Origin of the sequence: Acinetobacter sp. YH12155, assembly GCF_013418255.1 — a bacterium.
Taxonomy (GTDB): domain Bacteria; phylum Pseudomonadota; class Gammaproteobacteria; order Pseudomonadales; family Moraxellaceae; genus Acinetobacter; species Acinetobacter indicus.
On the sequence record NZ_VPCK01000017.1, the window covers coordinates 1 to 12,474 of the forward strand.

Genomic DNA, 12,474 nt, shown 5'->3' on the forward strand with positions numbered 1-12,474 from the left:
TGTTCAAATGGCGATTCAGCGTTTAATTGGTTTTGGGAAAAAAGAAGAGTTTAAGGAAATTTTGGCAATTTTAAGAAAGCAGAATCCTGATAGGATAAGGGTTCTGTGAAATTTGTCGTGTACAGAGAAAAAATGGGTAACTGTCAGATCAGGTTTGAGCTAGTACAATTAAAGCTTTATAGACTTCCGCCACCATCAACATTAATTACTTGACCTGTAATGAAGCTTGAATTATCTGAAAGTAAAAATGAAACAGCATTAGCAACATCCTCTGGCGTACCTATTCTACCAAGAGGTATTTTATCTAATAGTGCTTTTTCAGCATCACTTCCTTTTGGTCTAGTCTTTCTGAAAAGTTCTGTTTCAATTGGTCCAGGAGCAACACAATTCACTGTAATACCATAATCCGCTAGCTCTAAAGCCCATGTACGTGTACACCCGACCAAAGCACTCTTCGCGGCAGCATAAGATGTTCTTTCTTTAGAGCCATACATAGCACGACTTCCAATATTAATGATCCTTCCTGAATTTTGTTTCTTTAGATCTTCAATAAAATGTTGCGTAACTTGAATAGCTGTCCGAACATTTAAGTTCCAGACATCATTTAAAGATTCTAAATTAATTCCACCTAAGGGCTCAGGTAGACTAATTCCAGCATTATTAACGATTCCATTGACCTGATAAGAAGCTGAAATACTTTCTAGCACTTCTTGAGTCTGCTCAATATTTTTTAAATCACATTGATATAATTTTCCAGGGAATTCTATATTTTCTATATTTCTTGCAATACCAATAACTTCATTACCATCATCAATTATTTTCTGACAGATTGCTCTACCAATCCCCCTAGTTGCACCTGTTACCAAATAAACTCTTTTCATGTGATATCAACCATCTAACTAAACTAAAAGATACTGAACAATTCTGTCTGGAATGTCCATTCACCTTTAATGCCTATTTATGTATTTAACATAATGGTGGTTATACGCAATAAAAAAACCTGGGCACCAACCCAGGTCTAAAATTTAAAAAACAGATAAATATCAGTGTAATAAACTCATTTTTCTAATTTCGCATAACGTGTATTATGTTAATTTTAGGAAATATTAAAACTAATTTTCAGACTTATCCCACCAACTTTGAGCTAAATCAGTATTTTTAGGAATACCTATACCATCACGATACATAACGGAAAGACTTCGCATTGCTTTCTTATTACCTAACTTTGCAGCCTTTTCACGAAGTTCAAAAGCTTTATTAATATTAACTTCTATTCCGCTATCTGCACGAGTATATAGATCAGCTAACTCAACCATTGATTCAGAATGGCCATTTTCTGAGGCTTTCTGAAACCACTTAAAAGCTTTTTGGAAATGTTCTAAAGAATCGTTTTTGTCATCATCTTCCATTAATCTAGCATAAGTAACATATCCATCAGCTAACCAAAACATTGCTGCTACATTTCCATTTTCTGCTGATTTAAGAGCCCAAACTTCAGCTTGATTTTCATCTGAATCAACACCATGACCATATAGATAAATCTCGGCTAATTCTAACTGAGCAGAAGTATCTCCATTTTCTGCTTTCGCTAATAAATCATTAGAAAAAACAGGTTCTGCAAATGTTTCCATTGAAAGGCAAACTCCTAAAGCCATAAAAATATTTGTTAATTTATTCAATTTTTAACCTTTAAACTAAACTGTTAGGCTTGTATATTTTTATATCATACCTAAAAGAAAACTCTAAAATTAGAGTATGTCTTATCTCTATTTAACATAATGGCTGTTATACGAAATGAAAAAGCCTAGACACTAGTCCAGACTTTAAACTTTAAAAAACACATAAAAATCAGTATCATAAACTCATTTTTAGGACTTCGTATAACGTGTATTATGTTAATTTTAGACAATCTTAATTAATATTGATTTGGATGCTCTACATACCATTTAAGATTTTCTTGCGCTTTAGAATCACCTAACTCAGCTAAAGGCTTAATTATTTCTATTGCTTTAGCTACGTTTCTGTTGATTCCTTTACCACGGCTTTGTTGCATAAATATGTAAGCATCTGATTTAAATAAATTTAATTTTGGATCAAAAAATAATCAAAACTTTTAAAATCATATAGTTATGAAATCTTTGTGCAACAAAGCCGTTCAAACTTAATAGGATATTGATTGTGGAAACCGAGAGTTATCTGCTGGGTTAGATGTTCTGAATCTTTAGAAAGAAAGCCAATTATCTCGGAAGATAATTGGCTTGAGCAAAGAGTTTGGCTATCCGCTTATTCGTCGATCATCCCAATAACACGGTACTACAATCAAATTGTTTTCATGTAATCGTGACCATAATCGGACACCTAAATCCCGCTGCATATTTTGGACTGTGAAATTGGAAATCAGCAGGGTAGATTTCATATTGTCATAACGACTATATAAGATCTTATGCACCATCTCCAGGCGTTTTTCATGCCGGTCATGCAGGCCATATTCATCAATCACCAATAAATCAAAACTGGAGAAATGGTCGATAACTTCTTTCTCAGAGCGTGAAGCATCTGACCAGGTATCCATCATTTTTTGAGCGATTTCTGCACTGGTATAGTAGCGTGCAGATTTTGTACTATTATGCAGAATGTTGCGAATAATTGATGCACTCAGATGGGTTTTACCTGTACCCGGTGTACCAATCATCAACATGTTCGGGTTGTGGTCAGAAATAATCTGCTGTGCAAAGGCCTGACATAGTTTGATGGTATCGTCTTGTGCAGGGCATGCAACTACATAATTCTTGAAGCCACGATCCAGGTAACGTTTATTGAGCCCTGAATTTTTAATTTTCTGTTGTAGCAATCGCTGTTGCAGCTCATCTGCATAGGCTGCATGTGAGTGATGGACGGTTTCTTTGGCACACAATTTACAGAGCCTGTGACCGGCGATTTCCATCAGGGGTATATGATGGGTAGGGCAGAGTGTTTCTATTGTTTCTGCGCGAAACTGGAGTGTTTTAAGCATGGTATTCATGGCTGATCTCCTAAATCCATTTTGAATTTTCTAAAAAACTCTCATTTTTTTCTTCAAAATTTGAAGATGAAGATGAAGATGAAGATGAAGATGAAGATGAAGATGAAGATGAAGATGAAGATGAAGATGAAGATGAAGGGCATGATTCAAGCATGGCTTGAGTAATACTCGAGCTCTTCTCAGGAGCTGCTTGAGCATTTACTTTTCGTTGCTTGGTTGATGCTTGAGCATTACTTGCGGATTTATTCCAGCGTGCTTGAGCTGCATTTTTAGCTTTATCAGATTTCATTTGCTGATTTTGCAATGCCTGGCTTTTTAAACTGGTTAAAAAACTTGAATGAATCTGCTCAGACTCGACTTCAAACAATTCCAGAGCCATCAGCGTATTCAACAAAGTTTTAGCCTTGGTGTGCTGAGGTAATTTCGTGATGCTACATACAGTAGCTAGGTCATGAGGGATGGCACCATTTTTCCAGAAATCCATCATTAACAGCAGTGCCGCACCAATTTGTTCTGCCGTCATTCGTGCAAATTTTGCCTGTAGGTCGCCAATATAGAGTGGCATCCAAATTGAAATATCTTTATGCATGTGTTCACCTTTTTATAGATATAGAGGGGCTAAGGTCATCGATTGGATGACCTTCTGTCTGTGTTTGTTTTATTAGTGAGCGAGACTCATTAAGCGGAGACGGGCCTGTTGGGCCAAGTCATCGTAATGGGCTTGCCCTTCATCCAACATTCGCTGTAACCAGAGTCTCAACGCCTGGTGATCATCGAAGCATTTGTTGATCTCCAGCAAAAATGCCAGATTGTGCAGTTTGGGAATGTGTAGCTCATGGATTAATTCACGAGCGACCATATCTGCTTCAGGACTGACGACCACACCACCAAAGAAAGCTTTACTATTCATGTGCAAGCTCCTCTGTATTTAGTTTTTCCAGCATGGCTTCAAAAGCACTGCCATCGCGACGCGTAACATTGGGGATGTAACGGCTATAGACCCGGAATAGCATTTCAGTCGTTGAATGCCCCAATTGACGTGCGATCCATTCCGGATTCTCTCCCGCCGACAGCCAGAGTGTTGCTGCGGTATGACGTGTTTGATAGGCTCTTCTAGGCTTCAATCCTAGAAAGCGCAAGATCGGATGCCAGACACGTTTATTCACCAGACGGTAATCGAGAGGTCCACCGTCACGATTGCAGAATACAAACTCTGATTTGCCATTATTTAAGCTTTTCTGTTGTAGGAAGGCCTGATAAACCCGATCACTCATTTGGATGGTACGGTCAGAACCATAAGTTTTGGTTCCACCAAGCACACCATTCACTAACGCTTCTCTGATATGGATTTCACGACGTTGTAAGTCGATATTTTTCCATTGCAGACCATCGATTTCACTGGTACGCATACCCGTAAAAAAGCGAATGGTGTAATAGGGGCGGAAGTCTTCACGCACTGTGGTAAGAATTTTATGCACCTCTTCCAGAGAAAAAGGTGTGACTTCAATCTTGCTTTCCTTCAGATTGTTAATATTTTTATAAGGCGACTCAAACTCGTATCGTTCAGCCGCATCATTGAGTATCATACGTAAAGGCGTCATGATTTGATTGATCCTCGATGCTTTTAGACTTGTCTGATCTTTTCCGTGTGTCACTTTGGCGAGAGAGGCACGGAAGTTCAGCAAGTCTGACTTCTTGATTTTCGAGAGAACCTGATTACCAAAAGCAGGAATCAAATAGTTTTTGATTACAATTGAAACCTTTTGCTGGTATGAGGTTCTCCATTCAACTTGTTTCTGCTTAAACCACAATTCAGTAAACTCTTTAAAAAGAGGAACCCTAGTTTGTACAGCGATTTGCTGACTTCTTTTTTCCTTAAAATCATCGACACGTTTACTTTTTGGAAAGTACTTTTCGTATTCAAAAGTGCCCAGTGTGATTTCTGCCTCAAGCTGTTCGAGACGTTTTTTCAAAATGCGACGGTTATAGGCATTGTCTTCAAGATTGGTTGTTTCTCTGCAACGAATGCCCATGTAGCGAAAGTCGGCAATCAGTTTGCCACTTCGTTCCCGGATGGTAGCCATCAGTTAAACCTCCTAAGCCTTATTGCAAAGCATCCATGCTTAAACCAGTGAATTTAAGCATTTCAGTTTCAATACGTTCCCAAACAAAAAGAATTTTGCGGCCACCAAAAGGACGGATGTAGTGAACACCTTCAATAAAGACACTGTCCTTCAGCTGGTTGCGAATGGTACGAGCGTCGTACTGGATTTTTTCAGCCAGTTGCTGGGCTGTGAGATAGGTATATGACATAATTGTATTCCTAGCGTAATTCATCGGATGTAAGGAATTTTTCATCCTTAGACCTAAAATAACCTCAAATTTAATTAAATGCAATTAAATTTTCATTGTATTAGAGGAAAAATTAATGGTTATTTGTAAGCTACCAATATTGTTGGCTGAAAGAAAAATGCGTGTAGCTGACTTAATTCGTGGTACAGGCATTAATAAGACAACTTTGCATAAGCTTTATAATGGCGAATTGACTCGAATTGATTTGGAGACCATCGATCGAATTTGTGATTATTTGGATGTACAGGTAGGGGATTTATTTGTTTTTGAAAAAGACAATAAAGAACAATCTGTTAGTCAGTAGTTTGGTCACAAATGGTCACATCAAAAAGTGAAATGGTCACAAATTATTGATCATTTGGTAAAAAATACCTTGTTTGGAAGAGAACAGGGTGATTTTTTGCCTTCAAAAAAGCTCTGAAAGTGGTGATCGATTGAGGACATTTAAGATCAATTGAGACCATTTTTTTTGTTGTGGGCACGCTATGGTCACATCTTGGTCACAAAATACAAATTACATTAAGAATATTTTTTATTGAATCGAATAACAAAGGAAGAAGAGTTTTTAAAAAATATAATAAAATCAACAAGAAAAAAGCCCCAATCTTTCGATCAGGGCTTTTTGAATTTGGAGCGGGAAACGAGACTCGAACTCGCGACCCCAACCTTGGCAAGGTTGTGCTCTACCAACTGAGCTATTCCCGCAGGGTCGATCAATTTTTTACTTTAAAAAATGAACAAAAAAGAATTTGGAGCGGGAAACGAGACTCGAACTCGCGACCCCAACCTTGGCAAGGTTGTGCTCTACCAACTGAGCTATTCCCGCATGCGGTGTATAATACATTATGCAAAAACAGGGTCAATAACTTTGTGAAAAAACTTGTGCTGATTGCATAAATAAAAGCCATTTTGACCAAGGTTTAGATGATTTCTGCTGTGAAATCAGCCAATAGCGGCGGTTCAAGCGGGAAAAAGGTGGTTTTCAGCCGGTCGCCACAATATCGCAAAAAGAACAGGGTATACTAAGATTAATCTCAGGCCTTTTTGGATGCATGATCATGAGCATAGAACAACAACTGATTGAACGCTTACACACCCTGAACCCGACACATTTAGACGTGGTGAATGAATCTTCTGGCCACGGCGGCTATTATCCGGGGAAGGAATCTCATTTTAAGGTGGTAATCGTTAGTGAACAGTTTGCCGGTTTACGTCTGGTGCAGCGTCATCAACAAGTCTATGCCGCGGTCGGTGATCTGTTAAGTCCAAGCAAGATTCATGCGCTGGCAATTCATGCCTTTGTTCAGGATGAATGGCAAGGACAGGATACCTCAAGCCCGGAATGTGCCCACGCCCCGAAACAATAACCCCGAACAAGAAATAGAGATCAGAACAGTTCATGGAAACCCAACTTTTACTTAAAATTATTCATATGACCAGCATCAGCGTATTGCTGGTCATTCTGCTGGCCCGTGGCCTGACCTTATTTAAAGGCGTGCAGGGCAACCAGCCCAATCCGGCCGGACGCACACTATGGGTGGCGCTACAACATTTATCGGTTACGCTGATAGTAGTAACCGGAATTGTGCTGCTGGCATTAAAGGATTTTCAGGTTGAAACCTGGTTTTATGCCAAAATCATTTTATTCCTGGTGATGCTGTCTTCGTTAATGAAAGCCTACCGTAAAACGGACAGTATTTTACTGGTGCAACGCCGCGCCGGCTGGGGCATAGCCCTGGTTGCATTACTGGCGATTATCGCCTTGGTAATGATCAAGCCAAGTTTTGGTTAATTGTTCGACAATAATGTCTATCTCTCGGCTATACTTCGCTACACTTGAGCCAATTAGAATATAAAATCAGAGGGATAGACATGCGAACACGTGTGGTCTTTAACCAGAAAGGCGGCGTTGGAAAATCCAGTATTACGGTCAATCTGGCCGCCATCAGTGCCCATCAGGGCTTTAAAACCCTGGTCATTGATTTGGACCCGCAAGCCAACTCCAGCCAGTATTTACTGGGTGATGATGCCACCTATTCCACCCATAAGCCGGCACTAGAGCCAAATATCCAGAACTATTTTGAAGAAGTGCTGGGCAATACCCAAAGCAAAGGCTTAATTGGCAATGCCTTGGGCTCGATCTTAAAAAGCCGCGCCAAAGGTCTGGAAGCCTATGTGCATCAATCGCCCTTTCCAAATCTGGATGTAATTCCAGCCAGTCCGGACCTGGGCAGTCTGGCCCATGCCTTAGAAAGCAAACATAAAATCTATAAATTGCGGGATGCCTTGGCCTCACTGGCCGGGCGTTATGAGCGGGTCTTTATTGATACACCGCCGGCGTTTAACTTCTTTACCTTATCGGCGCTGATTGCGGCTGACCGGGTATTAATTCCGTTTGACTGCGATGTGTTTTCCAAACGTGCCCTGCACAGCCTGATTGAAAATGTGCTGGAAACCCAGGAAGATCATAATGCCGAGCTGGAGATTGAAGGCATTGTGGTGAACCAGTTCCAGGCCCAGGCCAAGCTGCCACGAGAAGTGGTCGAGCAGCTGAAAGAGGAGCAGTTACCGGTATTTAACAGCATGCTGCCACCCTCAGTCATCATGAAAGAGTCGCATCATAAAAATCTGCCGCTTATTCATTTTGCTACAGATCATAAATTGACGCAGGCCTATCAATCGTTGTTCAATGAGATTGAACAGAAACAATCCTGAGATGGGCATGAAAACACTGTATATCAGCCTGCTGGCTGCCGGAACCTTGCTGCTGGGTGCCTGTGCCACGACGGTTAAACCGACCTATGTCTCGCCTACACATTATCAGGCGCTGAACTGCCAGCAGCTGCAAAGCGAATATAACCGGATTCAGTCCTATATTGATCAGGGCGTACAGGCGCCTAAACGGACCGGCGTTGGTGTGGGGGTGGGTCTTGGCGGAGGCTGGGGCAGTCGTGGCGGCTGGGGCATTGGCCCAAGTGTTTCGGTCAATATGGGACAATCATCGAATACCAAAAATACTGAACTGGCACGGGTGCTGGGCGAGCAGGAAGCCATTGTGCAGGCGGCGCGTTTTAAAGGCTGTCCAATTGTTGTACGCACCAAGCAGGCCAGTTAAGGCTTCGCATTTTTCACGCTGGGCTGGCAGTTTATGCGAGTCACGGCGTGAAAAATCTTAGCAAAATGTTTCAGAAAAAATTATTAAAAATCTTAAATTTAAATAAAAATAAAGGCTTTTTTATCTGTCCAAATATCCTCCCAGTCGTGAGAAAAACTTGTCAGTTTTTATCAAATTAATATAAGGTGTGCGCCTAATTTCAGGTAATTTCAGGTGTCTATGATTGAAAGTTGGCTGTTTGTGCTGGCAATGATTGCGGTTCTGCTTATTCCGGGACCAACCAATGCTTTGCTTGCAAGTTCAGCACATCAACATGGAGTTGCCAGAACCAGTTTATTTGTGCCTGCCGAGCTGCTCGGCTATTTATATGCCATCAGTTTGTGGGCGCTGCTGATTCATCTGACCGTCCCAATCTGGCCGTATTTAAGCCATATTCTGCATGGCCTGAGCGCACTATATGTGCTGTGGACGGCTTTTCATTTGTGGAAGCATGCGCATCTGGTCAAGCATAACCAGCTCAACCCGTCTATCCGCCCGCATCAGCTGTTTTTTGCCACCTTAAAAAATCCCAAGGCACTACTTTTTGCTGCCGGGATTTTACCGACTGAAACCTGGGATAATCCGACCAATTTCTTGATGGTTTATGCAGTGTTCTGTCTGGTGCTGTTGCCGACTGCGCTGTTCTGGATGTCTTTTGGTCGCGCGATTTTATCGGGAGAATCCAAGCAAATAAAAGCCGATCTCTTGTATAAAGGATCGGCCATGTTGCTGGTGCTGTGTGCTTTTCCGGTTATTCTGCGCTTTTTCGCTTAAGCGCGGACCTGCTTTTTCAGCTTCTGGCGGGCAAAACCAATCACCCCCGGCAAGACACTTAAAATAATGATGCCAAAAATCAGATAGGTAAAATTCTCTTTCACAATTGGCATGTTACCAAACAGATAACCCAGGGTAATAAATGAGCCAATCCAGCAGAAAGCGCCCACTACGTTATAGGTTAGAAAGTATTTATAGTTCATGCTCCCGGCACCGGCAACAAAAGGGGCGAAGGTGCGGGCAAAAGGCACAAAACGGGCAAAAATAATGGTTTTACCGCCATGCTTGGCAAAGAATTGCTGGGTGGCAATTAGGTGTTTTTTATTAATAAAGCGTGATTCAATTTCAAATACCCGTGGCCCAATATATTTACCAATATGATAGTTCAGGGTATCGCCCAAGACAGCGGCAATAAACAGTAAGCCGCCCAATAACCACGGGTCCATGGCACCGGTCGAGGCCGCCAGCGCACCGGCTGCAAATAACAGGCTGTCCCCCGGTAAAAAGGGCATCACCACCAGACCGGTTTCAACAAAAATAATCAGAAACAGGATGGCATAAATCCAGACCCCATAATTGGTAATGAACTCAAGTAAATGCGCATCAACATGCAGGATAAAATCAATCAGTTCCATGAGGGAAAAACAAGCAGAAATGTAGTCAAATCCTATCAGTCCGGTTGGTGAAAGTCAGTAGAAAAACGTAAATAAATTTCCGCTGTCATCATTCTAAATTTGCAACGATACATCTTTGAAATGGTGATTTTTTGATATTCGGCCAGTCCCTAAGATAGCAGCATCTTTTTACTGATCTGCTGTAGGTTCTCTCATGTTTAATCCAAATACTGTGGTTGCCAAAATCTTTCAAACCCCTGCCTTAAACAACCTGTCGCTGCTACTGGCGCGTGTCTTGCTGGCTTATATTTTTATTGTGTCGGGCTGGGGCAAAATTGCCGGCTATAGCGCAACGGTGGGCTATATGGAAGCGATGGGCGTGCCGGGTGGCCTGTTGCCACTGGTGATTCTGCTGGAGCTGGGTGGTGGTCTGGCGATTTTACTGGGTCTGCAAACCCGTCTGGTGGCATTGGCACTGGCAGTATTCAGTTTGCTGACTGCATTTATGTTCCATGGCGCACCGGAAGATGCGGTTAACCTGATGAAGAACCTGGCGATTTCAGGTGGTTTCCTGCTATTGGTGCTGCAAGGTGCAGGTAAACTGAGTCTGGATCATCTGATTGAAAAATAAGATGCAATGCAGGGAAATAATGTCCCGTCATTCAGTACAGGCAGCTCCGGCTGCCTTATTTTTTGCCTAAATAGATAATAAAGAAGAGGGTCGGGAACATCTGCCGGTAGCGGCCTAATTCGGAGATCCACACAGACTGATCTGAATCTTGTGTTTAATGCGCAGAAAAAATGCTAGAATACGGCGCTTATATTCGTTTGCCTCTCATAGTTGTTTGTCATGACTACCAATACTCAAATTACTGAAGATCGTATCCTGATTCTGGATTTCGGTTCTCAATATAGTCAGCTCATCGCACGTCGTGTTCGTGAAGCTGGCGTATATTCTGAAATGTATGCCTATGACATGTCTGAAGAAGACATTCGTGCATTTAATCCAAACGGTATCATCTTGTCGGGTGGACCTGAAAGCGTTCACCAGGAAGGCAGCCCGCGTGCACCACAAGTGGTGTTTGAACTGGGTGTGCCGGTATTGGGCATTTGTTATGGCCTGCAAACCATGTGCGAACAGCTTGGCGGTAAAGTTGAGCCAGGTACTGTCCATGAGTTTGGCTATGCAGAAGTAGACATCGTGGTGCGTGACCAGCTGATTGGTAACCTGCAAGACCGTGAAAACCAGCTGCATGTCTGGATGAGCCACGGCGATAAAGTTGCCCGTATTCCGGAAGGTTTCCAGGTGACAGCGCAAACTCCAAGCTGCCCAATTGCCATGGTATCTGACGAAACACGTCGTTTCTACGGCATCCAGTTCCACCCGGAAGTAACGCACACTTCTAAAGGTGCGGAATTACTGTCGAACTTCGTACACCAGATTTGTGGCTGTCGCGGTCTGTGGACACCAGAGCACATTATCGACCTGCGTGTAGAACAGCTACGTGAACAGATTGGCGATGAAAAAGTACTGCTGGGTCTGTCAGGCGGTGTGGATTCTTCTGTGGTTGCTGCATTGCTGCATAAAGCAATTGGCGATCAGTTGACCTGTGTATTCGTAGACAACGGTTTGCTGCGTTTAAACGAAGGCGACCAGGTTATGCAAATGTTTGCTGACAACATGGGGATCCGCGTGATTCGCGCCGATGCGGAAGATCGTTTCCTGTCTGCACTGGCAGGGGTCACTGATCCTGAAGCGAAACGTAAGATTATTGGTCGTGAATTTATTGAAGTGTTTGCTGAAGAAGCACGTAAATTAGATGGTGTGAAATTCCTGGCACAAGGTACGATTTATCCAGACGTGATTGAATCTGCCGCCAGCAAACAGGGCAAGGCGCATGTAATTAAATCACACCACAACGTGGGTGGTTTACCGGATGATTTGGCTTTTGAACTGGTTGAACCGTTACGTGACCTGTTTAAAGATGAAGTACGTAAACTGGGCACCACTTTAGGTCTGCCACACAGCATGATTTACCGTCATCCATTCCCGGGTCCAGGTTTGGGCGTGCGTATTCTGGGTGAAGTGAAAAAAGAATATGCCGACATTTTACGTCTGGCTGATGACATCTTTATGCAGGAACTGCGTGCCAGCGGCTGGTATGACAAAACTGCACAAGCCTTTGCTGTATTCCAGCCAGTGAAATCTGTTGGGGTGGTGGGTGATGGCCGTCGTTATGCCTGGGTTGTTGCCCTGCGTGCCGTTGAAACAGTTGACTTTATGACAGCACGTTTCGCGCACCTGCCATATGATCTGGTAGATCGTATTTCAACTCGTATCATGAACGAGATTAAAGACGTTTCACGTGTGGTATATGACGTATCGTCTAAACCACCTGCAACAATTGAATGGGAGTAATTCAGGGCTTTCGGATAGTACTGCTGTCCGCCTGAATTACGCCAAGGGCTGTGCCCGCGGCAGTGGGGTTTTACGAAGCATTGCTTTGTGCCTGAATTACGCCATGAGCCCATTTTAAAGCATTGCTTTTAAAATCGGC

17 protein-coding genes and 2 tRNA genes are annotated in these 12,474 nt (G+C 42.5%); 8 read left to right on the top strand and 11 right to left on the bottom strand.

What is annotated here, in order from left to right:
• Positions 1-176: 176 nt before the first annotated feature.
• From FTU86_RS10730 to FTU86_RS10765, 8 genes are all read right to left on the bottom strand, one after another.
• Entirely contained in the window at positions 177-881 is a 705-nt protein-coding gene (locus tag FTU86_RS10730; RefSeq protein ID WP_160241742.1) for an SDR family oxidoreductase, read from the bottom strand.
• Positions 882-1,112: 231 nt separating this feature from the next.
• On the bottom strand, positions 1,113-1,631 hold the full coding sequence (locus tag FTU86_RS10735; protein ID WP_000447193.1) for a tetratricopeptide repeat protein: 519 nt from the start codon (positions 1,629-1,631) through the stop codon (positions 1,113-1,115).
• A 284-nt stretch (positions 1,632-1,915) separates the two neighbouring features.
• A complete protein-coding gene (locus tag FTU86_RS10740) occupies positions 1,916-2,053 on the bottom strand; it encodes a hypothetical protein (RefSeq protein WP_160241741.1) in 138 nt (45 codons plus the stop codon).
• Between the two features lie 222 nt (positions 2,054-2,275).
• Complete coding sequence (locus tag FTU86_RS10745; protein ID WP_160241740.1) at positions 2,276-3,022, bottom strand: ATP-binding protein; 747 nt, start codon at positions 3,020-3,022, stop codon at positions 2,276-2,278.
• A 10-nt stretch (positions 3,023-3,032) separates the two neighbouring features.
• Positions 3,033-3,611, bottom strand: a complete 579-nt coding sequence (locus FTU86_RS10750; protein ID WP_168408778.1) for a DUF1376 domain-containing protein — start codon at positions 3,609-3,611, stop codon at positions 3,033-3,035.
• A gap of 72 nt (positions 3,612-3,683) precedes the next feature.
• Positions 3,684-3,932: a hypothetical protein gene (locus FTU86_RS10755; protein ID WP_004895356.1), complete on the bottom strand. Its 249-nt coding sequence runs from the start codon at positions 3,930-3,932 to the stop codon at positions 3,684-3,686.
• Positions 3,925-5,106: a site-specific integrase gene (locus FTU86_RS10760; RefSeq protein ID WP_160241738.1), complete on the bottom strand. Its 1,182-nt coding sequence runs from the start codon at positions 5,104-5,106 to the stop codon at positions 3,925-3,927. Before FTU86_RS10760 ends, FTU86_RS10755 begins: the two co-directional genes overlap by 8 nt.
• A 19-nt stretch (positions 5,107-5,125) precedes the next feature.
• Entirely contained in the window at positions 5,126-5,335 is a 210-nt protein-coding gene (locus FTU86_RS10765) for a hypothetical protein (protein ID WP_000122748.1), read from the bottom strand.
• A gap of 115 nt (positions 5,336-5,450) precedes the next feature.
• On the opposite strand from FTU86_RS10765, the gene FTU86_RS10770 reads away from it, so the two are divergent.
• Positions 5,451-5,678: a helix-turn-helix transcriptional regulator gene (locus FTU86_RS10770; protein ID WP_160241737.1), complete on the top strand. Its 228-nt coding sequence runs from the start codon at positions 5,451-5,453 to the stop codon at positions 5,676-5,678.
• Positions 5,679-6,003: 325 nt separating this feature from the next.
• On the opposite strand, the gene FTU86_RS10775 is transcribed toward FTU86_RS10770, so the two are convergent.
• Positions 6,004-6,079, bottom strand: a tRNA-Gly gene (locus tag FTU86_RS10775).
• 45 nt (positions 6,080-6,124) lie between these two features.
• Positions 6,125-6,200 (bottom strand) — tRNA-Gly (locus tag FTU86_RS10780).
• A 232-nt stretch (positions 6,201-6,432) separates the two neighbouring features.
• Between FTU86_RS10780 and FTU86_RS10785 the strand changes: the two genes are divergently transcribed.
• The 5 genes from FTU86_RS10785 to FTU86_RS10805 all read left to right on the top strand — a co-directional run bounded on the left by FTU86_RS10785 (position 6,433) and on the right by FTU86_RS10805 (position 9,302).
• Positions 6,433-6,741: a BolA family transcriptional regulator gene (locus FTU86_RS10785; protein ID WP_016658959.1), complete on the top strand. Its 309-nt coding sequence runs from the start codon at positions 6,433-6,435 to the stop codon at positions 6,739-6,741.
• A gap of 32 nt (positions 6,742-6,773) precedes the next feature.
• Entirely contained in the window at positions 6,774-7,166 is a 393-nt protein-coding gene (locus tag FTU86_RS10790; protein ID WP_160241736.1) for a SirB2 family protein, read from the top strand.
• Between the two features lie 80 nt (positions 7,167-7,246).
• Complete coding sequence (locus FTU86_RS10795; protein WP_005181342.1) at positions 7,247-8,089, top strand: ParA family protein; 843 nt, start codon at positions 7,247-7,249, stop codon at positions 8,087-8,089.
• A gap of 7 nt (positions 8,090-8,096) precedes the next feature.
• Positions 8,097-8,489 carry a hypothetical protein gene (locus FTU86_RS10800; RefSeq protein ID WP_005181343.1) on the top strand — a complete coding sequence of 131 codons (393 nt, stop codon included), beginning with the start codon at positions 8,097-8,099 and terminating at the stop codon, positions 8,487-8,489.
• A 219-nt stretch (positions 8,490-8,708) separates the two neighbouring features.
• The gene (locus tag FTU86_RS10805) at positions 8,709-9,302 is read left to right on the top strand and encodes a LysE family translocator (RefSeq protein WP_005181344.1); all 594 of its coding nucleotides are present in this window, start codon (positions 8,709-8,711) and stop codon (positions 9,300-9,302) included.
• Here FTU86_RS10805 and FTU86_RS10810 read toward each other — a convergent pair.
• Entirely contained in the window at positions 9,299-9,937 is a 639-nt protein-coding gene (locus FTU86_RS10810; RefSeq protein ID WP_005181345.1) for a DedA family protein, read from the bottom strand. The genes FTU86_RS10805 and FTU86_RS10810 overlap by 4 nt on opposite strands.
• Positions 9,938-10,130: 193 nt before the next feature.
• On the opposite strand from FTU86_RS10810, the gene FTU86_RS10815 reads away from it, so the two are divergent.
• Positions 10,131-10,547 carry a DoxX family protein gene (locus FTU86_RS10815; protein ID WP_016658964.1) on the top strand — a complete coding sequence of 139 codons (417 nt, stop codon included), beginning with the start codon at positions 10,131-10,133 and terminating at the stop codon, positions 10,545-10,547.
• A 219-nt stretch (positions 10,548-10,766) separates the two neighbouring features.
• Entirely contained in the window at positions 10,767-12,335 is a 1,569-nt protein-coding gene (gene guaA / locus FTU86_RS10820; RefSeq protein WP_016658965.1) for a glutamine-hydrolyzing GMP synthase, read from the top strand.
• Positions 12,336-12,474: the final 139 nt, after the last annotated feature.

Bases quoted from the DNA above. Each gene is read 5' to 3' on its own strand.
- FTU86_RS10730 (WP_160241742.1), bottom strand. From the start codon at position 881: ATGAAAAGAGTTTATTTGGTAACAGGTGCAACTAGGGGGATTGGTAGA.
- FTU86_RS10735 (WP_000447193.1), bottom strand. From the start codon at position 1,631: ATGGAAACATTTGCAGAACCTGTTTTTTCTAATGATTTATTAGCGAAA.
- FTU86_RS10740 (WP_160241741.1), bottom strand. From the start codon at position 2,053: ATGCAACAAAGCCGTGGTAAAGGAATCAACAGAAACGTAGCTAAAGCA.
- FTU86_RS10745 (WP_160241740.1), bottom strand. From the start codon at position 3,022: ATGAATACCATGCTTAAAACACTCCAGTTTCGCGCAGAAACAATAGAA.
- FTU86_RS10750 (WP_168408778.1), bottom strand. From the start codon at position 3,611: ATGCATAAAGATATTTCAATTTGGATGCCACTCTATATTGGCGACCTA.
- FTU86_RS10755 (WP_004895356.1), bottom strand. From the start codon at position 3,932: ATGAATAGTAAAGCTTTCTTTGGTGGTGTGGTCGTCAGTCCTGAAGCA.
- FTU86_RS10760 (WP_160241738.1), bottom strand. From the start codon at position 5,106: ATGGCTACCATCCGGGAACGAAGTGGCAAACTGATTGCCGACTTTCGC.
- FTU86_RS10765 (WP_000122748.1), bottom strand. From the start codon at position 5,335: ATGTCATATACCTATCTCACAGCCCAGCAACTGGCTGAAAAAATCCAG.
- FTU86_RS10770 (WP_160241737.1), top strand. From the start codon at position 5,451: ATGGTTATTTGTAAGCTACCAATATTGTTGGCTGAAAGAAAAATGCGT.
- FTU86_RS10785 (WP_016658959.1), top strand. From the start codon at position 6,433: ATGAGCATAGAACAACAACTGATTGAACGCTTACACACCCTGAACCCG.
- FTU86_RS10790 (WP_160241736.1), top strand. From the start codon at position 6,774: ATGGAAACCCAACTTTTACTTAAAATTATTCATATGACCAGCATCAGC.
- FTU86_RS10795 (WP_005181342.1), top strand. From the start codon at position 7,247: ATGCGAACACGTGTGGTCTTTAACCAGAAAGGCGGCGTTGGAAAATCC.
- FTU86_RS10800 (WP_005181343.1), top strand. From the start codon at position 8,097: ATGAAAACACTGTATATCAGCCTGCTGGCTGCCGGAACCTTGCTGCTG.
- FTU86_RS10805 (WP_005181344.1), top strand. From the start codon at position 8,709: ATGATTGAAAGTTGGCTGTTTGTGCTGGCAATGATTGCGGTTCTGCTT.
- FTU86_RS10810 (WP_005181345.1), bottom strand. From the start codon at position 9,937: ATGGAACTGATTGATTTTATCCTGCATGTTGATGCGCATTTACTTGAG.
- FTU86_RS10815 (WP_016658964.1), top strand. From the start codon at position 10,131: ATGTTTAATCCAAATACTGTGGTTGCCAAAATCTTTCAAACCCCTGCC.
- guaA (WP_016658965.1), top strand. From the start codon at position 10,767: ATGACTACCAATACTCAAATTACTGAAGATCGTATCCTGATTCTGGAT.